This window comes from Methyloparacoccus sp. NF-16 (assembly GCF_056880625.1).
Genome location: NZ_CP174130.1, coordinates 749,235 through 766,254, shown reverse-complemented (window position 1 = coordinate 766,254; position 17,020 = coordinate 749,235). Strand labels below are relative to the sequence as shown.

At 62.6% G+C, this 17,020-nt stretch carries 25 protein-coding genes; 22 read left to right on the top strand and 3 right to left on the bottom strand.

The genetic code is table 11. The features are described from left to right. Positions 1–273: 273 nt before the first annotated feature. Positions 274–741, bottom strand: coding sequence for a helix-turn-helix domain-containing protein (locus ACH5N8_RS03770; RefSeq protein WP_483282562.1), 468 nt, complete (start codon positions 739–741; stop codon positions 274–276). A 92-nt stretch (positions 742–833) separates the two neighbouring features. Between ACH5N8_RS03770 and ACH5N8_RS03765 the strand changes: the two genes are divergently transcribed. From ACH5N8_RS03765 to ACH5N8_RS03660, 22 genes are all read left to right on the top strand, one after another. Beyond that, complete coding sequence (locus ACH5N8_RS03765; protein ID WP_483282561.1) at positions 834–1,058, top strand: helix-turn-helix domain-containing protein; 225 nt, start codon at positions 834–836, stop codon at positions 1,056–1,058. Continuing rightward, the gene (locus tag ACH5N8_RS03760) at positions 1,055–1,873 is read left to right on the top strand and encodes a helix-turn-helix domain-containing protein (RefSeq protein ID WP_483282560.1); all 819 of its coding nucleotides are present in this window, start codon (positions 1,055–1,057) and stop codon (positions 1,871–1,873) included. The genes ACH5N8_RS03765 and ACH5N8_RS03760 overlap by 4 nt, the downstream gene beginning before the upstream one ends. Before the next feature lie 7 nt (positions 1,874–1,880). Next, positions 1,881–2,246, top strand: a complete 366-nt coding sequence (locus ACH5N8_RS03755; RefSeq protein ID WP_483282559.1) for a hypothetical protein — start codon at positions 1,881–1,883, stop codon at positions 2,244–2,246. After that, a complete protein-coding gene (locus ACH5N8_RS03750; protein WP_483282558.1) occupies positions 2,243–2,611 on the top strand; it encodes a hypothetical protein in 369 nt (122 codons plus the stop codon). Before ACH5N8_RS03755 ends, ACH5N8_RS03750 begins: the two co-directional genes overlap by 4 nt. Positions 2,612–2,620: 9 nt before the next feature. Further along, positions 2,621–2,839, top strand: coding sequence for a hypothetical protein (locus tag ACH5N8_RS03745; protein WP_483282557.1), 219 nt, complete (start codon positions 2,621–2,623; stop codon positions 2,837–2,839). A 74-nt stretch (positions 2,840–2,913) separates the two neighbouring features. After that, a complete protein-coding gene (locus ACH5N8_RS03740; protein ID WP_483282556.1) occupies positions 2,914–3,249 on the top strand; it encodes a hypothetical protein in 336 nt (111 codons plus the stop codon). Positions 3,250–3,258: 9 nt separating this feature from the next. Further along, the gene (locus ACH5N8_RS03735) at positions 3,259–3,633 is read left to right on the top strand and encodes a phage holin family protein (protein WP_483282555.1); all 375 of its coding nucleotides are present in this window, start codon (positions 3,259–3,261) and stop codon (positions 3,631–3,633) included. Further along, entirely contained in the window at positions 3,633–3,947 is a 315-nt protein-coding gene (locus ACH5N8_RS03730; protein WP_483282554.1) for a hypothetical protein, read from the top strand. Before ACH5N8_RS03735 ends, ACH5N8_RS03730 begins: the two co-directional genes overlap by 1 nt. Before the next feature lie 9 nt (positions 3,948–3,956). Next, positions 3,957–4,463, top strand: a complete 507-nt coding sequence (locus ACH5N8_RS03725) for a M15 family metallopeptidase (RefSeq protein WP_483282553.1) — start codon at positions 3,957–3,959, stop codon at positions 4,461–4,463. A 3-nt stretch (positions 4,464–4,466) separates the two neighbouring features. Beyond that, positions 4,467–5,000 (top strand): phospholipase D-like domain-containing protein, encoded by a 534-nt coding sequence (locus ACH5N8_RS03720; protein WP_483282552.1) that lies wholly within the window; start codon positions 4,467–4,469, stop codon positions 4,998–5,000. 20 nt (positions 5,001–5,020) lie between these two features. Beyond that, a complete protein-coding gene (locus tag ACH5N8_RS03715; RefSeq protein WP_483282551.1) occupies positions 5,021–6,010 on the top strand; it encodes a hypothetical protein in 990 nt (329 codons plus the stop codon). A gap of 64 nt (positions 6,011–6,074) precedes the next feature. Beyond that, on the top strand, positions 6,075–6,299 hold the full coding sequence (locus tag ACH5N8_RS03710) for a hypothetical protein (protein ID WP_483282550.1): 225 nt from the start codon (positions 6,075–6,077) through the stop codon (positions 6,297–6,299). After that, a complete protein-coding gene (locus tag ACH5N8_RS03705; protein WP_483282549.1) occupies positions 6,296–6,718 on the top strand; it encodes a hypothetical protein in 423 nt (140 codons plus the stop codon). Before ACH5N8_RS03710 ends, ACH5N8_RS03705 begins: the two co-directional genes overlap by 4 nt. Next, the gene (locus ACH5N8_RS03700; RefSeq protein WP_483282548.1) at positions 6,709–7,404 is read left to right on the top strand and encodes a hypothetical protein; all 696 of its coding nucleotides are present in this window, start codon (positions 6,709–6,711) and stop codon (positions 7,402–7,404) included. The genes ACH5N8_RS03705 and ACH5N8_RS03700 overlap by 10 nt, the downstream gene beginning before the upstream one ends. Continuing rightward, positions 7,401–7,766, top strand: coding sequence for an HMG-box domain-containing protein (locus ACH5N8_RS03695; RefSeq protein ID WP_483282547.1), 366 nt, complete (start codon positions 7,401–7,403; stop codon positions 7,764–7,766). The genes ACH5N8_RS03700 and ACH5N8_RS03695 overlap by 4 nt, the downstream gene beginning before the upstream one ends. 2 nt (positions 7,767–7,768) lie before the next feature. Next, positions 7,769–8,077, top strand: coding sequence for an SH3 domain-containing protein (locus ACH5N8_RS03690; RefSeq protein ID WP_483282546.1), 309 nt, complete (start codon positions 7,769–7,771; stop codon positions 8,075–8,077). Then, the gene (locus ACH5N8_RS03685; RefSeq protein WP_483282545.1) at positions 8,077–8,454 is read left to right on the top strand and encodes a hypothetical protein; all 378 of its coding nucleotides are present in this window, start codon (positions 8,077–8,079) and stop codon (positions 8,452–8,454) included. Before ACH5N8_RS03690 ends, ACH5N8_RS03685 begins: the two co-directional genes overlap by 1 nt. Positions 8,455–8,464: 10 nt before the next feature. Continuing rightward, entirely contained in the window at positions 8,465–9,112 is a 648-nt protein-coding gene (locus ACH5N8_RS03680) for a hypothetical protein (protein WP_483282544.1), read from the top strand. A gap of 6 nt (positions 9,113–9,118) precedes the next feature. Continuing rightward, positions 9,119–10,228: a LamG-like jellyroll fold domain-containing protein gene (locus ACH5N8_RS03675; RefSeq protein ID WP_483282543.1), complete on the top strand. Its 1,110-nt coding sequence runs from the start codon at positions 9,119–9,121 to the stop codon at positions 10,226–10,228. Further along, positions 10,221–10,427, top strand: coding sequence for a hypothetical protein (locus ACH5N8_RS03670; protein WP_483282542.1), 207 nt, complete (start codon positions 10,221–10,223; stop codon positions 10,425–10,427). Before ACH5N8_RS03675 ends, ACH5N8_RS03670 begins: the two co-directional genes overlap by 8 nt. Positions 10,428–10,580: 153 nt before the next feature. Continuing rightward, positions 10,581–11,099: a hypothetical protein gene (locus ACH5N8_RS03665; protein ID WP_483282541.1), complete on the top strand. Its 519-nt coding sequence runs from the start codon at positions 10,581–10,583 to the stop codon at positions 11,097–11,099. Between the two features lie 416 nt (positions 11,100–11,515). After that, entirely contained in the window at positions 11,516–12,568 is a 1,053-nt protein-coding gene (locus ACH5N8_RS03660) for a hypothetical protein (RefSeq protein ID WP_483282540.1), read from the top strand. A gap of 396 nt (positions 12,569–12,964) precedes the next feature. Here ACH5N8_RS03660 and ACH5N8_RS03655 read toward each other — a convergent pair whose 3' ends face one another. Both ACH5N8_RS03655 and ACH5N8_RS03650 read right to left on the bottom strand, forming a co-directional pair. Continuing rightward, positions 12,965–13,597: a hypothetical protein gene (locus ACH5N8_RS03655; RefSeq protein WP_483282539.1), complete on the bottom strand. Its 633-nt coding sequence runs from the start codon at positions 13,595–13,597 to the stop codon at positions 12,965–12,967. Positions 13,598–13,671: 74 nt separating this feature from the next. Beyond that, positions 13,672–17,010 carry a Swt1 family HEPN domain-containing protein gene (locus tag ACH5N8_RS03650; RefSeq protein WP_483282538.1) on the bottom strand — a complete coding sequence of 1,113 codons (3,339 nt, stop codon included), beginning with the start codon at positions 17,008–17,010 and terminating at the stop codon, positions 13,672–13,674. Between the last annotated feature and the right edge of the window lie 10 nt (positions 17,011–17,020).

Here is a 17,020-nt window from a genome sequence, read left to right as displayed (position 1 = left end):
GGGACGGACCAAAACGGAACGATCGGTAGCTAATGTATGAAATTGTTATCCCGAAAGTTATCCCGGAAACAAAAAAGCCGGCATGGGGACCGGCTGTGCTTTTGTAAGCTATTGATTTATTTGGTCGGGGTGAGAGGATTCGAACCTCCGACCACCTGCACCCCATGCAGACAAGCCGCGAAAACGGCATGTTAAATCAATGACTTAAAATGAACCGCCCCGCGCAAATCGGCCAGGGATGGCCCCATCTGGACCATGTGTGACTGGGATATGTCACGATTCGGTCACGTCATCATCGTCGATGTCCGCCGTGATGGCGCGCATCGTAATCAGCAACTGCAGCCAGCCGGATTTCCGGACGCTTTCAGGCAGGCGGCAGGACATCAACCGCCGCCATTCTTCCGGCATGATTCGGTGCGCGTCACACAGCGCGTCATCGCGGGCGAGCGCCCGCAGACCCGGCGGTGCGTTGGGATCGCACTGGAGCGTCAGGCGAGGATCGGCTTGCCTGTTGTAACGCGCATCCTCGGTCTCGGCCTCAAGCTGAGTGAGGTCATTCAAGGTCACGCCCAAGGCCCGGGCAATCGCGGTCAAGGTGTCCAGCGACAAGCCATGTTTGCCACTTTCGGCTCGCGACACACCCGACGGATTCATGTCCACCCGTCGCGCGAGTTCCGATTGCGAGAACCCCCGCTGTTCCCGCAGCCGTTTAATTTGTTGCCCGACTAATCGAATGTCCATGCTGTCGATTATGCGCGGGAATCATCATTTGTCCATAGATATGCGTACAGGTAACATAATTAGTGCGTGAATCGCACAGGAGAGCGGTCATCATGAAACTCAGAGAGATCAGGGAAGCCCAGGGCTTGAGTCAGATCGAGGTCAGTCAGGCCACCGGGCTGTCACAGTCCGGCATCTGCCGCATGGAGCGGGGTGAATACAACCCGTCCCTGTCGACCATCAGGGAAATCGCCAAAGCGCTGAATTGCAGCGTCGGCGAACTGCTGGGCGAGACCCCCTACAAGCCCGCCAAACGGCGCGCGGGACGGTCGTCATGAGCAGCCATAACTACCGCTGGGCCTGGTCCCAGCCCCTGCCGGCGACCCGGCTGCTGGTGTTGCTCAACCTGGTCGAACGCTCAAACGATGCCGCCCAGTGTTATCCGAGCGTTGCCCGCATCGGGCAGGACACCGGGCTGAACCGGAAGACCGTCATCGGCGCCCTGGCCGATCTGGAAGCGGCCGGCCTGATCCAGAAAAGCAGGCAGGCCGGCACCTCGACCCGGTACGTCCTGAACCTGCAGCACCAGGCCGCACCCGTGCCGAAAACGGCACCGGTCCCGGAAACGGTACCGGTACCGAAAACGGGACGGGGTAGTCCCGAAACAGGGTCCGGTACCCGTCCCGATTTTGGGACACAGAATCCCCCACTGAATCCCCCAATAACCCCCCAGGAGGGGACCGGCGCGAAATCGCCCGGTGATCCCCCCGCGATCACCTCGCCATCGTCCAGCGCGAAACCCCGGAAACGATCCCTGCCTGACGGCTTCGGCATTTCACCCGCCGTGCGCCGCTGGGCGGAGGCGAAGGGCTACGGCCAGTTGGAGCATCACCACGAGGCTTTCGTCCTGAAAGCCGAGGCCCGCGGCTACCAGTACGTGGACTGGGATGCCGCCCTCAAGACCGCCATCCGCGAGGACTGGGCCGGTCTGCGCGGCCCGCAACCCTATCGCTCTCACCCAGGACCACCCCGCCATGCAACCCATCAGCCGCCTGTGCCCGCCGTTGAACGCGCCCGCCAATCCGCCGACGACTGGCTCAGAGCCAGGCAGCCATGCAACGTCATCGAACTCAACGAGTACCGGACTGCCTGACGCTGCCATGTCGCGCCTGTGGGCACGCATGGCGGAAATGTATGGGCATCGCTGGGTGAGCCAGTACGGCGGATCGCATGGCGCGATGGATACCTGGCAACGGGGTTTGCGCGACCTGACGCGCGACGACATCAGCGCGGGCCTCCGGGCTCTGCTGACCAGGGCCGATACCTGGCCGCCGTCCCTGCCCGAATTCATACAGCTTTGTCGGCAGCCGGCCGCGGAACCCGCCCATGCCCGCTATGTCGCCCTGCCCAAGCCGCCCGTGAATCCGGAGCGCGTTGCCCGCGTGCTGGCCGAGTTACGGGCCCAGTTGCGCGGACCCGGCCAACCAAGTCCGACGGCCACGACCCGGACGGGCGGCACGACATGAACACGGCCAAGGGCGGCAAACGTCGGTGGACGCGGGAGGAGGAGCGCTTCATCTGGAGCAACCGCGAGCGCATGACGGCCAATCAGCTTGGCGCCTTCGTGCAGCGGAGCAGCGACGCCGTGCTCGACAAGCTGAAGGCCTTGCGGGCCGAGGCTTGCCGGGGCATCACCGGTCCCGAACGGCAGGCCATTGCCGACGAGGTCTGCAAGCATCTGGCGCAATTGATCGTCACCCACCGCATGACGCGAGAGCAGGGCATCGCCTGCATCGCCCGACTCTCGGTCTTGCTGGAGCAACCCGACGACGTGATCGAGCCCTGTATTCGCTGGTCCGTGTCGCGCTGGGTCGAGCACATCAGCCCATGAGCCCCTGGCATGACCCGGCACCAGAAGACCCATGCCGCCATCCGCGCCGCCTTCCTGCATCGGGGCGGATCGCTGGAGCAATGGCGACGGGTGAATGCCGATCCCCGCGAGTTCAACCGGGCCTGGCGTCGGCTGCTGGGCCTGCACGATGGCACCCAACCGCCGCCCGCCGACTTGCGCGGGCTTTGCCCTCTCACCCTGGAGCGTTTCACCGATGACCATCCTTGACCTGACCCTCGACGATCTGGGCTATGCCCTGACCATGATCCTGCTGATGATTGCCCTGTTCGGTGGCCCCGACAATGACTGAGTCCGCGCATGAAGCCGCCTTTGCCCTGCAAATCCGAGCGCTGCGCTTGCCGCCGCCAGAGCGGGAATACCGCTTTCACCCTTCCAAGCTGTGGCGGTTCGATTTCGCCTGGCCGGCCTTCCGGCTGGCGGTGGAGATCGATGGCGGGATTCACACCCAGGGCCGGCATGTGCGCGGAGCCGGTTTCACGGCCGACTGCCACAAGCTCAACTGCGCGGCCCTGCTGGACTGGACCGTGCTCCGCCTGACCCCGGACATGGCGCGCAACGGCGAGGGCATCGCCTACCTGGAGCAGGGGATTGAGCTTTGGAGTGCCCAAGTAGAATGAGAGGGAAGCATGAAGAATCAGACACTTACCCTACGGGAGACCATTGCCGCCATGTCACATCAGGACCCCTCGTCCGTTCCACTGGTCTCCTACCTCTGGGTCGTCGCCCTCAGCCTGCTGTCGGCCGTGGCCGGATACCTCTCCCGATTCCTCTCCGAGAAGCCGCCCCAGCGCCCCATCCTGGCGCTGATCATGGACGTGAGCTATTCGCTGCTAGCCGGCCTGACCACGTATTTCATGGGGCAGGCTTCGGAACTGCCGGAAATGACCATCATCGTGCTGGTGTGCATCGGTAGCCACATGGGCGCCCGCCTGCTGTTCTCGATGCAAAGGCTGGTGCAGAAGCAGATCAAGGCCACGCTGGCCGTGGAGGAGGAGGGCTAATGGTCAAGGTCATCGGCCCGCTGTTCAGCGTCAGCGCATCCGGCGTGTTCAAGGACACGCTGGAATTCCGCACCGGCAACGGCCAAACCACCGTCGCGGCCCCGCGCGTCATCACCAAGCCCCGCACGCCGGCCCAGCAAGCCCAGAGCGCCCGCTTCGCCGAAGCCGTGGCCGGCTGGAAGGCGCTGGACGCCACCGCTAAACAGGCCTGGCGTAGCGCCGCCCTGAATACCGGCCTGTCCGGCTATCAGCTCTACCTCTCCGAGTACCAGAGCCAGTTGATTCAGGCCCCCGCTCAACCCGTGCCACCGTGAGGACCGACCATGCAGATGAACATCTCCGACGCCGAAGCCAAGAGCCTCCTTCGCATCCTCAAGGACTACCCGGACTTGGGGAGCCTTCGCCAGCGCATCGAACTGGACTACCCGGACAAGCTGGCCGTGCCCCTGCCCAAGTCCGGCTTTCAACTCGGCGCGGCCTCGCTGCAGCGCCTGGCCGGCGTCCATCCGGACCTGATCCGCGTGGTGAAACGCGCCATCGAAATCACGCCCATTGATTTCACCGTCCTGGAAGGCCTGCGCTCACGCGAACGGCAACGCCAGTTGGTGGCGAAAGGCGCGTCCAAGACCATGAACAGCCGGCACATCACCGGTCACGCCGTCGACATCGCCCCGCTGGTGAATGGCAAGGTCTCATGGGATTGGCAGTATTACCACCCGCTTGCCGCAGCCGTGAAGCAGGCCGCGCGGGAAGTCGGCGTGGTCGTCGAATGGGGCGGCGACTGGACCCGCTTCAAGGACGGCCCCCACTGGCAGTTGCCCCGCGCCTGACCGATGCCCGCCTGCCCAGTCTCCCCGCCTTCCTGGATCGAGTCCGGCGTCCGCGTCACGCTGCTGACCGGCGACGACTGGGCGCCCTGGTTCGAATGGGCCATCCGCGAGGCCCGCGAGTCGATCTACCTCAGCATCTACATGATTTCGCACCACTGGCGCGATCCCACCACCGGCAAGCTGGACATGACGGACACCCTGGCGGCGGCCGGAGCCCGCGGGCTGAACTGCCGGGGCATCATCGACCAGCCGAACGTACAGGGACGGAAGGAGCCCTACAACATCAAGGCGGCGCGGCAACTGGAGGCCTCGGGCTGGATCATGCGCAAGGTGCCGGATCGGCGGACCCTGCATGAGAAGGTCATGATCATCGACAAGCGCCTGTGCCTGGTCGGATCGCACAACATCTCCAAAGCCAGCGCCACCAGCAACTACGATTGCACCCTCGCGCTGGAGTCCACCGTCACCGCCAAGGCCCTGGAGCGTCACTTCTGGGACATCTGGCGGATCGCCGTCCCCCTCGACCAACACGCCTGACCCCGGGCGGGAGCCCCACCATGGCCAAGGCCATCAATCAGTCCATACCGCCCAGCCTTCGGGCGGGCGTGGCCAAAGTCCTCAGCATTCCCGGCAGCACCAGCGGCAGCGGCGCGGTCATCGGTCTGGCCCCCTCGGCCCGCTTCGGCCAACGGGCGCCCGTGCCGCCGCGTTCGCTGCGCATCCTGCGCGATGCCAGTCTCTGGCTGGACGGGCATTGGCCCGACGATCAGCACGGCGAGGACCCGCGTCTGTTCCAGCAGAACCGGCGCGAGGAAATCTACTCGCTGACCTTCCCCGAGAAGTATTGGTACGCACTGGACCCCATAGAGGACGTGACCGACTACGGCGAGCCCACCATCGGCGTGTATGCCGGCGACCTCAACAAGCCGTGGTTCGACGAGACGCGCCTGCCCAGCGTCTGCGAGTTCGGCAGCGCCCTGCGCAGCTACCCGACGCCCAGCGGGCAGGGCACGCCGCAGAACCCCGGCCCGGGCTGGCAAGGGGCCGTGATTGCCGGCGTCTGGCGCGATCTCTGGTTTGCCCAGCGTCGCCTGACCTACGCCCTGCCCGTGACGCTGTACCGGCCCACCGGCCGGACCATCGAGCGGCCCGTGTTGGTCGTGGTCGAGGGCAGCGTCAGAGCGGATGCCTCATTTCGCGGCTATGAATCGTGGTTCGCCCTGGGTGTCTGGCCCTACCTGTACCACGACGTGAACACGCCGCCGCCCGTGCCGGCCGAACTCATCACCCACTGGCACCAGGACGACCTCGCGCGGATGGTCATGGCCCCGGACCTCGTCAGTGACTGGACCTGCACCGCGAACTGGCGGACCCTCAGGAATGCCGTGCAGAAGCCCAGTTTCGAGGACCGGCCGACGGCTAACCGCTTGATGTTGCGCATCACGACCCCTCCCAGCCGGGGCATATACTTTGCCCGCAATGACGCCGTGCGCGTCTCGCAAAGCGTCACGGTTCGCGTGTATCAAGCCAAGGCCTGGAATGGTTAAAGTCGTCCGCCCTCTCTTCTCGGATTCCGCTCACGGTCGTATCGCCGACATCGGTTCCTTCCGCATGAGCCGCAACGGGCCGCAGTTCATCGCCCAGGCGCAACCGCGCGACAACCCGACACCCGGCCAACTCTCCCGCCGCGCCTGCTTCGCCAAGGCCAAGGCCGCGCACAGCGCGATTCCGCCCACCGCCTTTTGGGATGGCCAGCACACCACCTGGCGGCGCGTACCCGACTGGCCAACCTTCTGGCGGCAATGGCTGCTCGATCATCCGGAGTGCTCGCCATGAGCCCCCGCCTGCACGAGGTCTGCCTGTTGCCCACCGGGCAAATCCGGATTGACGTGGATCCCGGAGAAGCCGGGGCCGAGGCTTGGGTGTATCAGCGCCGGAATGAAGGCAAGGGCAACCTCATCAGCCCGGGCGGCCGTGACTTGCAGCTTCGCCGCAAGGGCACCCGCACCGACCGCCTCACCAGCAAGAACGCCCCGCACCGGGAGCGCTTCCGCCGCGCGAATGCCGACTGGCAGGCGCTCACCCGGGCCGAGCAGGACCTCTACCGCCAACGGGCGAAGAGCCTGCCGATCACCGGTTACAACCTGTGGATGCGCGAGTATCGCGTCACCACCCCTGCCCACCGCCGGCGGGCCGCGAGCATCAACAGCATCATCGGCCTGTACTTCCTGGAGACGCTCGGCCTATGTCTATGATCTCGGACCACAAGGAACGCTCCGCGCCGCTGACCGGCACGGAACTCGCCATCATCGAGGACGAGGACGGATTACGTTCGGTTGCCGTGAAAAAGCTGCGCAATGAGGTTCTGGATGGGCTGTCCCGGGAATCCGCCGATGCCCTGTATCAGCCCAAGCTCACCGGCTGGCGCGATCTCACCGCGGGTGTCGCGCGCGCTGCCCTCGGCGCGTCAGCCCCGAACTTGCTGCCCTTCGGTCCGGATGGCTTTCGCCGAGAATTGGCATTCGCGGTGGGCGATTACGTGGAACTTGACCCTTTCCATGTGGATCACGATGTAAAACCAGGCGGGCTGGCCCTCATTCACGTCCATTGGTCGCCGAACGGCATCAACCCGCAGCCCGTGCGCTGGCAATTCAAGATCAGCCGAGCCAAGGGGCATCAGCAAGCCGCCTTCGGCGTGCCGCAGACATTGACGGTGACGCAGACGCCCAGCGGCGTCGTTTGGCAACACATGGTGGCAGAGGTCGGAGACGATCAGGCCTTGATCCTTACCGAGCCAGACGAACTGCTGCTGGTGAACCTCTACCGGGTCGCCAATGGCGGGACCGAAAACACGGACAACATCTTTGGCCTCACCGTGGATTTCCATTACCAGACGGATCGGGACAACACCCCGAACCGCGCCCCGGACTTCTACGCATGACCCGCCGCAAGCTCCCCCACGAACTCTGTTTGGGCCTCACCGGCAAGGTAAAGCTCAAGCCCACGCCCGACGCGGCCGAGTCCCAGACCGTCATCTACGCCCGCGCCAAACCCGGGCGCGGCACCTTCACCGGACAAGACGGCCAGGCCTACACCCTGCGCCGGAGTTACAACCGCATGGACAACCCCTCGACCACGCAACTGCAGGGCCGCGCCCGCATGGCGGAAGCCACCCGGCAATGGCAGGCCAAGCCCGATGCGGAGAAACAGGCCTACCGGCAACGCGCCGACCTGCTGGGCATGACCGGGTTCAATCTCTGGGTGAAGGAGTTCTGCGCCGCCAACCCGCTGGATGGCTTCTGACCATGGCCCGCGTCAAGGGTCCGCTCATGTCCATGGAAGCCAGGGGCAATGTCACGGGCGGTAAACTGCAGTTCCGCACCACCCCGCAAGGCTGTCACGTTTACCGTCCGATGGATCCCCGCGAACAGAACCAAACCCCGCCATCCCCAGCCCAGGAAGCCCAGCGCCTCAAGTTCAAGGCCGCGTGCGACGCCTGGAGCGCACTCGGCGACGAGGACAAGGCCTACTGGAGCCTGCGCGGCATGACCAGCGGCCGTACCGGCTTCACCGCCTTCATTTCGGACACCATGCGGCCCGACGAGGGGCTGTAATGGCTCGGGTCAAAGGCCCGCTCATGTCATTCTCGGCCAGCGGCTCAGTCGGCCAAGGCCTGGTGCAGTTCCGGACCACGAGGAACGGCCCGCAAGTCGTCATTCCGGCGCTGGGCCGATCCTCCCGGCAGCAGTCGGCTTCCCCGCAGCAAGCCACCATCCGCGCCGAGGTCGCCGGCATCGCCGCCGAATGGCGCACCCTGTCACCGTCCGCCCGTGCCTGGTGGCTGGATCAGGCCCGAGCCACGACCGCGCCCAATGGCTGGAACCTGTTCCTGGCCGCGCGGCTGTACGAACTGCGCAATCCGGTCAACGCGCTGACCCTGGCGGATGGTCGGCCCATCACCGACGGCTACGGCCGCCGCCTCCTGGTCTGAGGACTGACCCATGCCCGAAATACGCGAACTGGAACTGCTTGAAGGGCCGGTACTGGAAACCGACGCGATCCTGATTCAGCGGGGCCTTGAATGCTACCGCCTGCCAGGGACCGCATTCGCCGGCGTGGACGGCTTGACCGGCAGCATCGCCATTGGCAGCGTCACGACCATTCCGCACGGCGGAACGGCATCGGTCACCAACTCCGGCGACTCGCTGCATGCCGTGCTGGATTTCGAGCTGGTCGAAGGCAAACCGGGCGAGGATGGCAACGACGGCGGCGCCATCACCCGCCAGACCGCCACGCATACCACCGCCAGCCTGGACACCAACGCCACCGAACAGGCCGGCATCACCCTGTCGCCCTCGTTCGAAGTCTTGCGCGTGAGCGCGGATGGCCCCTGCCGCATCCGGCTGTACAGCAGCGCCGCAGCCCGCGCCGCCGATCTGGCGCGGCCCGTCAGCACCGCGCCCACGCCCGGTACCGGGCTCATTCTGGAAGTCGTTCTCACCGCTGCCGGCAGTCTCGACCTCGATCCCCACGCCCACGGCGCGAACATGGAGGCCGAGCCCAGCGCCATCCTGCCCGCCGCCATCACCAACACCGGACCCAGCGCCGCCCTGGCCGTGTCCTTCGTCTACCTGACCCGCGAGGTATAACCCGTCATGACCGTCATTACCGGCTCTCTCGCCATCACCGATCCCGGCGTCACCATCGAGCGCTGGCGTCTGGCGTTCCTGGACACGGCAGGCCTCTACATCGAGGACGAAATAGAAGTCGCCTCGAACGGCTCAACCCCGGTCGACTGGTCCATCGACATGTACTCGGCCTCGATCTCTTACATGCTGGTCATTACCCCCAAGTTTGATGAATGGTGGCGCACCACCTGGGCCTATGAACTCGGGGCGCTGATCATGCCGCGCGAGAAGGCGGGGCTGTTCCTCTACGAACTCACCGGCGTGACGCCCGTCAACAACGACCCCTACTGGGACGACGTGGTCGTGAGGATCACCGGCGACACCGGCATCACCGACGACAAGGGCCATGAACTGGCCCTGGGTGCCACCCCGCCCTATTGGGCGCAGGGAACCTGGAATGCCCCGCAAGGTGATGGCTACGTGTCCCTCGGTGACGGCTCGATCCAGTTCCACCCGTCCGCCTATTACGGCCCCGTCACCATGGATCATGCGGACCTAACTATCGGGACCGACGATTTCACCCTGCAGTTCTGGGTGCGCGACTATTACGGCTCCACGCGCGGCACCGTCTTCTGTTACGGCGTCCCCGGCTCCGGCACCGAACTCAAGCTGGAGGGGAAGCGCCTGGAACCATTGAAGCTCTGGCTGGGGACGACCGAGCTATTCGCCTCGACCAATTTCCCCACAGCCGTCTGGGAGCCCTGGATTCTGGCGCGGCAGGCCGGCACCCTCTACGTGATCCGGAACGGCACGCTCGTGGCCACGATCGCGCTGGCCGGCAGCATCAGCGGCCCGCTCTACCTCGGGGCCTTGCCGAACGCGCCGCAAGCGGTCTGGACCGGCAACCTGTTCGACGTCACCCTGACCCGGGGCCATGCCCGCCAGACGGCCACATTCACGCCCTGGAAGCTCAAGTCACTCGGCCCGCAGTCGCCGAAGAGCGGCAACACCGAACCGGACTGGCCGACCGAACTCAATGCCACCGTGACCGACGGGGCCTATACCTGGACCGCGAAACATCGCGTGGTCCAGCCCATCATCCACGGGCCGATCTGGCCGGTTGAAGCCAGTGAGTAACTACACGCCCACCACCGCGATTCAGATCAAGGACGCGGCCAACTACACCCCCTCGACCGCCATTCGCTACGAGCCGGCGGCAAGCTCTAACCTCGTGCCCTACGTGCCCACCACCGCCATTACCTTTCCGCTGAGCACGGGCGGCACCGCGCCGCCGCCCAGCCGCACCACGGGCCAGTTGTGGCCGGTTTCGGCCTGAGCCAAAGAAAAGAACCAAAAGAAATCCCTTTCTGCAGCGCCTGAGTCTTGACAGGCGTTCGTTCACGGGCAGTAGACTTCTTGCCGTTTCAATCACTTACAGCAGAAATGCAGGAGGCCGCAGATGGCTAAAGTTACTGGACCCCTCATGTCGATGGATGCCGCGGGCGCCTTCGGCGGTACCTTGGTTTTCGGCAAGTGGAAGGGCCGCAATACCGTTCGGCAGTTGGTCACCCCGTCCAATCCGCAGACGGCCGGCCAGACCACCGCCCGCAACCGTACCCGGGTAACCGGCGCGATGCAGAACTGGGTTAACACCACCACGATGAAGGCCCCGACCCAGACCCTCACGGACAAAGAGCGCATCAAGGCCGTCACTCCGGGCGGGCAAGCCTGGAATGGTTACCTCACCGCCTCGATCATCGGCGCGGGTGGCCTGTCCTACGATGCCGCCCAGTCCGCCTTTGCCGCGCTGGAAGCGGGCGAAAAGGCCGCATGGGAAGCAGAAGCCGCAGGCTTCACCCCGAAGATCAACGACGTCTACCAGGCGGACCCGGGCGGCGTCCCCGGTACGCCCATCACGGCGGGTGAAGTCTTCTTCATCTACCAGTACGCGCTGTCCCTGATCGGACTCGCGGACACCCCGGGCGCGGTTCCGCCGGATTACACCTGATTCGCCTCCAAAGCCGTTTAGTTTCGGCAGCATGTCAACCCCGGCCACCGTGCCGGGGTTTTTTGTGCCCGGATTTCAGGGGGGGCTTGACTGCGGCTCGGTCACGCTTTACCAGTTGGCGAACTTCATGCAAAGTCAGCAAAAAATTGATGGCTAGCACCCGAGAGAGGTGGAATGGGCGAGGGTGCATGGGTTTTTTGGTCCTCTGTACTTTTTGGCATCGGGCGCGCAACATGGCTAATAGCTATAGTCATGGCGCATAACAAGATGCAGCAGCACCCCGATAAAGGTTAGCCCATACTGGTTTTTCAAGCGCAAGGCGTTGTATAGCCATCTTAATAAACCCGAAACAGAATAATGAAAGACACCATTTCGGGTGTTTACTTTTTTTGTGTGTCAGGAAAGAGGAAAAATCAGTGATAAGCCCAGAAAAATTAAGTGTACTAGACATCTGTGCCCATATAAAGAAAAATGAAAAGTCTTTGAGCGAGACAAGTAAAAAAAAGTTACTGCAAGAGGCATTAAATAAGGCGGAAGATATATCTGATTATATTGGAATTGCTGCTGCAATATGTCACAAAGATGGTTTAAACGATACAATATGGGCGCGGGAAATATTTGAAGCAGCATCTAAACTAGCCGAAGATAGCACCGATTTCCTTCAGCTAGCCAGAAATGTCGCTTCTGCAGATTTGTTAAGTGATAAAGACTGGGGTAGAAAGCTATTTGAAGAGTCTTTAAAGCTGGAAACTGATAAAATTGATAAAGGGCTTCGTTCGATTGATTTATATTGCGAAGTAGCTTCTGAGGTGGCTGATTGTGATGTGCTAAATGACAAACAATGGGCGAAAGAAATATTTGAAATGGCACTGGCTAAGCATTTTTTCAGTAGTGATATTATTGAAATAGCTCAACTAATTGCTGAAGACGGGATCCTTGGAGATAAAAAATGGGCGTCAGACTTGATAAATAGGGCGACTGAAAATGTCGAGTATGGTAATGATTGCCTGCAGATTGCTCTTTGTTTGGCCCATGAAAAAAAATTAGATAATAAAACTAAAGGCCGGGAATGGTTTAAGAAGGCGGTAGCGGAAGTTAGTAAATATGCTGAGCCCGATTATTTTGATATTGCCAAAGCGGTTGCAAATAGGGAGGTATTGGATGACAAAGAGTGGGCTATAGAACTATGCATGAAAAGCATTGATCCGATTGATGATCCCTTTTATTTGTTGGATATTGCATGTTTTGTTGAGAGTTTAGATAAAGAAAAGTCTAAATCTATATTTGCTGCGGCACTTAGACATGCGAAAACGGCTTGGGACTTTTCAATTATAGCGTGCAACATTGCAACAAGTGAGAAACTAAATGACAAGAAATGGGGTAAAAAGATTTTTGAAAAGGCATTGTCAATAGCTAAGACTGATGATGAACATAAGCTTGTACAAGACAATATGAGTGAATTTCTATGATTCACATAACAAGGCGCTCCACCGGGCGGGGTTTTCTCTGTGCTCAATTATTGCTGCCAAGCTTCATTATTAGGCAGACACAAGGGCTTATCAGGCTGTTGAAAAACGGCCTTACGCCTTCGGCCATAGGCCCCACGGGTGGCATTTTTTACGTGCCGGAGAACTCGTAGCTCCGATTAGCGCAGCGTAATCGGAGGAAATGCCACACACGGTATTCTTGCTATTTCGCTGTCGCAACAGCAATCCCCGGCCCCTAAGCCAGCGTCACCCAATCATGCTGTTCTTGCTTTAACGCATCCAGAAACGGACAAGGCTGCGTAGAGCACACACGGGTTACCCAGCAAAAATTGGCCCACGTCGCTGGGTTTCGTCTCCGCCTTAACTCAGCTCACCGAGCTATTGAAAATCCAAGCCCTCCAGCCACCGCTGCCTTCTAATCGCGTTCTTACCATCCAGCACGTCGGCTCCTATGAACGTCCTGCAAACCAGACTGTCATCGTCTTCGGAATACTGAGACCAGATGGCGAGCCCTTTATTCGTCATTGTGTAATAAGCCTCATGCCCTATTTGGACTCCGACAGTCTGTTTTGCATGGGCATAAAATTCCAGGCCTAAAGTTTTCAAATCAGTCGTCTTCAAATTTTGAATGGCACGCTGTATCGCATGGTTCAGGATGATGGCATCCGGGTAATACGACTGTTCCGGTGCCGCTTTTGGCGTCTTTGCGCTGAACGTCAGATGCTCAAATATCATATGCCCACCTTCAGCCAATCCGGCTGTTATAAGCGTAATCACCTTCCTTTTACCTTCTCCAGACTCAATTCGTTTCATGAGTCCGGGTCCACTTTGCCGGGCATATTCTGAAACCGTGTGATTGAGGACGCTTAATCGCGTCCTTCGCCCGACCATCAGCGAAGGAACAAAGTTATCGGCAGAGAAAGCCTTGGTGAAATCCCTCGCGATCTTATTGGTTAGCCCCCTTGCCAGGGAATCGCCAAGTACACACGGCGGTTCTGCTTTCTTGCTCATGGTCCTCGTGTCTGCATGGGCGTCATGTTGGGTACGATCGGTGGTCCCGCATTGCCCCGCATCGCTGCCCCCCGTCAATCCTCCTCGAACCCATGACTCGTGAATTTCAAGGTCTGGCTGTTCTCGGTCACCGTGCGGACCATCTGGTCGGATGCCCCATCCGGCAGGGATGCCTCGATTTCCAGGGTAACGGTGACGCGCGCCCCCACCTGTCCCGCGAAATGCGCAATGACCTCATCGGCGATGCGGCTGGCGTCGCGACCGACCCGCGCCGGGTCCAAGGTGACGGTTCCGTGATATCGGCGTAATCGGGGCTTGGGTGGCGTCGCGGGTGTCGTCGGTGGCGGTGTCACGACAGGCCCCGGTCCGGGGCCCGCTCCGGGTTGAGGCGTCGACCCGGTGCCCGGTTCCGGCGCGACCGGCGCCACTTCCGCGTCGATCTGGCGCTTGGCCACATCGGGTTTCACCAGGAGCCCGGTACTGTCGGCATTCAGGATCGCGCCGTGGCCATGGAACAGCCCCCGGTAGCGCCCCGCCGCCTCGTCATGGCTCTCGGCAAAGGCGAAGGTATCCGTCTGCCAGGTCAGCAGCGCGAGGCCGTCGCGCATGGCCTGCAGCAGCACTTCGGGGCCGGCGAGCCTCGGCAGGTACAGGTAGGTGGCAAAGTCCGCCACCAGTTGCCGGACCGGCACATGATCGCCGCGCCATAGCGGCACATCGTCCAGATGCTTGCGCAGCACGGTGGAGCCGAGCGCGGCTACCAGCGCTTCGTCGCTGCGCAGTTTCTTGCTGGCGCGCACGGCCAGCGCCTCAGTACCGGTCAGCCGGGTCGCCTGCCAGGTGATAGGCGCCTGCGGGCTCGTCTGCTCCGGCACCAGCAGCCATTGGTAGGTTTCCGGCAAGCGGGCCGTGACCGTCCCATCCGCGGCCTGCCGCTGCGTCTCTGCTTGGCGCACCTGATGCGGGTCGAGATTGAGCGTGGCCTTTTCATCGAGGATCGATTGCCAGGCCAGGTAACGGCGGACGGCCTCATCCAGATCCTGCAAGCGCAGCTTGTCGGCGGCCAGAAATACCAGCGTGTTGCGGTAGAGGCGTGGCGTTTGGCCCCGGGTTTCCAGAATCGCCTTGGCGGCGCGTTCGGCGGCGCTGTTGGCCTCCTTGCCATAGGGATGCTCCGGAGGCAGCACCACCAGCCGCGTGTCGAAATCGTCGGGCACGTCGGCGCCCGAGCGCGGCAGCGGATGGATGCGCCCAAAGTCGCCGGACTGGCGCAAGTCGGCACGCAGGCGCTCGTCCAGTGCTTGCGCCACCTTGTCGGGATCGCGCTTGAGCTGTTCGGCGCGGTCCTCGGCGAGCTTGGTCACCGTCGGCTGGGTGGCATACCAGAATCGCGGACCATCCTGATACAGATACGTTGCCGCCGCCGCCAGCCGGCGCAGGGCATCGCCGAACACGGCGGGCGCTTCGCCCGGCATGACGCAGCCCAGCTTCACCCGACGATCCTCCAGCCCCCGATGCGCGGCCGCCGAGGTGGGAGCAGAGCCGAGATAGATGGTCCGCGCCACCCGCCGCGCCGCATGCAGCTTGCCCAGGTTGGGCTGGTCCGCGTCGATCTTGAGCGGCAGCGAGCTGGAACCGTCGACATCCTTCTCGATGATGGGCGCCCAGTTATCGGAGAGATAGCGCGTCAGTTCGGACTGCACGCGCGGGTCGTCGATGGGGATGGTCGACGGCAGGATCAGCGGATTGCGGTCGCCCTTTTCCCACAGGCTATGGATCACCGCCGCCATCAGCCGCAACACGCCCCGGGTGCGCTGGAATTTCACCAGCGTCGACCAGTCGGTATACAGCCGGTCGAAGATTTCGGGATGAATCGGATACGCCGCCTGCATGCGTTTCTCGTAATCACCCCCCTTGCACTCGGGCGGGAACTCCGCCGATTGGGCGTGGTAAAGGTCCGCGAACGCCCGCGCCGTCACGTCGCGCTGCTTGAACGCCTCCGGCCCGGCCAGCGGCTCGAACAGCCGCCGCCGCACGATCTCGAAGCCCTCTTCGGCCGTGGCCGGTCGCCACGACGATTCCACCCGGCCCACCACATTGCGCAGCCGGTCCAGAGCCTCTCGGCCCCGGATGCCGCCGACTTCCACATCGTCGGTCTGCGTGTGCGGCGAACCCGACGTATCCGAGGCCGGCAGCGAAATCACCAGCAGGCAGTTTCCAGCCAGCTTCGCCGATTCGGTCAGCGCCTGGGCAAAGGTGAACTGGGTCTCGAAGCCGCCGGCCGGCAGGTCGCTTTGGTCGTGCAACTGGCGGGCATAGGCCACCCATTCGTCGATCAGGATCAGGCACGGCCCGTAATCCTTGAACAATTCACGCAAGCGGTCGCCGGGATTGGTGGCCTGCTCATCGTCGGCCTGCAGCCGGGCATAGGCGGCGGGTCCGCCCAACTGCCAGGCCAGTTCACCCCACAGGGTCCGCACCACCGTCCCATCGGGTTTGGTCACCGGGTTGCCGGGCGAAATCTTGTTGCCGACCAGCACCACGGTTCTGGCCCGGGGCAAGGTCTTCACATCGGCCTCGGCCAGCACCGTGTCGATGCCGGCCAGGTCGCTGGCGTTGACCCCGGAGAACAGGTGATAGAGCGCCAGCATGGAGTGCGTCTTGCCGCCACCGAAATTGGTCTGCAATTGCACCACCGGATCACCGCCCAACCCGGTCAGTCGCTGCACCCCGCCCACCAGCAAGCGCTTGAGGCTCTCGGTCAGGTAGGTGCGCCGGTAAAACTCTTTCGGATCGCGGTATTCGTCCGCCCCCTCGCCGAGGTGGACCTGCCACAGGTCGGCGGCGAACTCCGCCTGCTGGTAACGGCCGCTGGCGACATCGGCATGCGGCGTGGCCACCTCTCGCCAGGGTTTCAGGGTACCGGTCGCCGCCGCCTCGATCAGCGAGCCGCCCGCCTTGCGCTTCTCGCCGCGCACCTGCTCGTCGAAGGTCAGCCGCCGCAGTTCCAGCTTCATCCGGTTGACCTCATCCGCTTCCGGCGCGGACACCGCCGTCAGCAGCCGCGCCATCGAGTCCAGCGCGCGATCGGCATCGTCGCTGGAGAACGGCTCCTGATGCGCCCATTTGTTGCGGGCATCGCGCAGTTCGGTCACCAGCGAGCGTTCGGCCCGGCCCAGCGTGCGGCCAAATACATCGTTCCAGCTATCCCACAACAGCTTCAGCAGCGCCGCCACGTCCCAGTCCGCCAGCAGCTTGGCGTTGGCGATGCGGTCATCGGGGAAATACCGCCGCGCCACTTCCAGGGCCCGGTCGCCATGGAGGTTCTTGAATTCACGCTCCACAAACGGCGCCAGCCCCTTCCGGAGCAGTTCCATCGCCTTGCCGACGCGTTCCTGATTGCTCATGGCCATGGGGTTTTCT

What these genes read in the sequence shown, in the direction of transcription:
- ACH5N8_RS03745 (WP_483282557.1), top strand. Translation starts at nt 2,621, where the DNA reads ATGACCCGGCACCAGAAGACCCATGCCGCCATCCGCGCCGCCTTCCTG.
- ACH5N8_RS03755 (WP_483282559.1), top strand. Translation starts at nt 1,881, where the DNA reads ATGTCGCGCCTGTGGGCACGCATGGCGGAAATGTATGGGCATCGCTGG.
- ACH5N8_RS03720 (WP_483282552.1), top strand. Translation starts at nt 4,467, where the DNA reads ATGCCCGCCTGCCCAGTCTCCCCGCCTTCCTGGATCGAGTCCGGCGTC.
- ACH5N8_RS03700 (WP_483282548.1), top strand. Translation starts at nt 6,709, where the DNA reads ATGTCTATGATCTCGGACCACAAGGAACGCTCCGCGCCGCTGACCGGC.
- ACH5N8_RS03725 (WP_483282553.1), top strand. Translation starts at nt 3,957, where the DNA reads ATGCAGATGAACATCTCCGACGCCGAAGCCAAGAGCCTCCTTCGCATC.
- ACH5N8_RS03675 (WP_483282543.1), top strand. Translation starts at nt 9,119, where the DNA reads ATGACCGTCATTACCGGCTCTCTCGCCATCACCGATCCCGGCGTCACC.
- ACH5N8_RS03650 (WP_483282538.1), bottom strand. Translation starts at nt 17,010, where the DNA reads ATGGCCATGAGCAATCAGGAACGCGTCGGCAAGGCGATGGAACTGCTC.
- ACH5N8_RS03760 (WP_483282560.1), top strand. Translation starts at nt 1,055, where the DNA reads ATGAGCAGCCATAACTACCGCTGGGCCTGGTCCCAGCCCCTGCCGGCG.
- ACH5N8_RS03735 (WP_483282555.1), top strand. Translation starts at nt 3,259, where the DNA reads ATGAAGAATCAGACACTTACCCTACGGGAGACCATTGCCGCCATGTCA.
- ACH5N8_RS03750 (WP_483282558.1), top strand. Translation starts at nt 2,243, where the DNA reads ATGAACACGGCCAAGGGCGGCAAACGTCGGTGGACGCGGGAGGAGGAG.
- ACH5N8_RS03740 (WP_483282556.1), top strand. Translation starts at nt 2,914, where the DNA reads ATGACTGAGTCCGCGCATGAAGCCGCCTTTGCCCTGCAAATCCGAGCG.
- ACH5N8_RS03730 (WP_483282554.1), top strand. Translation starts at nt 3,633, where the DNA reads ATGGTCAAGGTCATCGGCCCGCTGTTCAGCGTCAGCGCATCCGGCGTG.
- ACH5N8_RS03770 (WP_483282562.1), bottom strand. Translation starts at nt 741, where the DNA reads ATGGACATTCGATTAGTCGGGCAACAAATTAAACGGCTGCGGGAACAG.
- ACH5N8_RS03765 (WP_483282561.1), top strand. Translation starts at nt 834, where the DNA reads ATGAAACTCAGAGAGATCAGGGAAGCCCAGGGCTTGAGTCAGATCGAG.
- ACH5N8_RS03705 (WP_483282549.1), top strand. Translation starts at nt 6,296, where the DNA reads ATGAGCCCCCGCCTGCACGAGGTCTGCCTGTTGCCCACCGGGCAAATC.
- ACH5N8_RS03710 (WP_483282550.1), top strand. Translation starts at nt 6,075, where the DNA reads ATGAGCCGCAACGGGCCGCAGTTCATCGCCCAGGCGCAACCGCGCGAC.
- ACH5N8_RS03695 (WP_483282547.1), top strand. Translation starts at nt 7,401, where the DNA reads ATGACCCGCCGCAAGCTCCCCCACGAACTCTGTTTGGGCCTCACCGGC.
- ACH5N8_RS03685 (WP_483282545.1), top strand. Translation starts at nt 8,077, where the DNA reads ATGGCTCGGGTCAAAGGCCCGCTCATGTCATTCTCGGCCAGCGGCTCA.
- ACH5N8_RS03665 (WP_483282541.1), top strand. Translation starts at nt 10,581, where the DNA reads ATGGATGCCGCGGGCGCCTTCGGCGGTACCTTGGTTTTCGGCAAGTGG.
- ACH5N8_RS03715 (WP_483282551.1), top strand. Translation starts at nt 5,021, where the DNA reads ATGGCCAAGGCCATCAATCAGTCCATACCGCCCAGCCTTCGGGCGGGC.
- ACH5N8_RS03655 (WP_483282539.1), bottom strand. Translation starts at nt 13,597, where the DNA reads ATGAGCAAGAAAGCAGAACCGCCGTGTGTACTTGGCGATTCCCTGGCA.
- ACH5N8_RS03690 (WP_483282546.1), top strand. Translation starts at nt 7,769, where the DNA reads ATGGCCCGCGTCAAGGGTCCGCTCATGTCCATGGAAGCCAGGGGCAAT.
- ACH5N8_RS03680 (WP_483282544.1), top strand. Translation starts at nt 8,465, where the DNA reads ATGCCCGAAATACGCGAACTGGAACTGCTTGAAGGGCCGGTACTGGAA.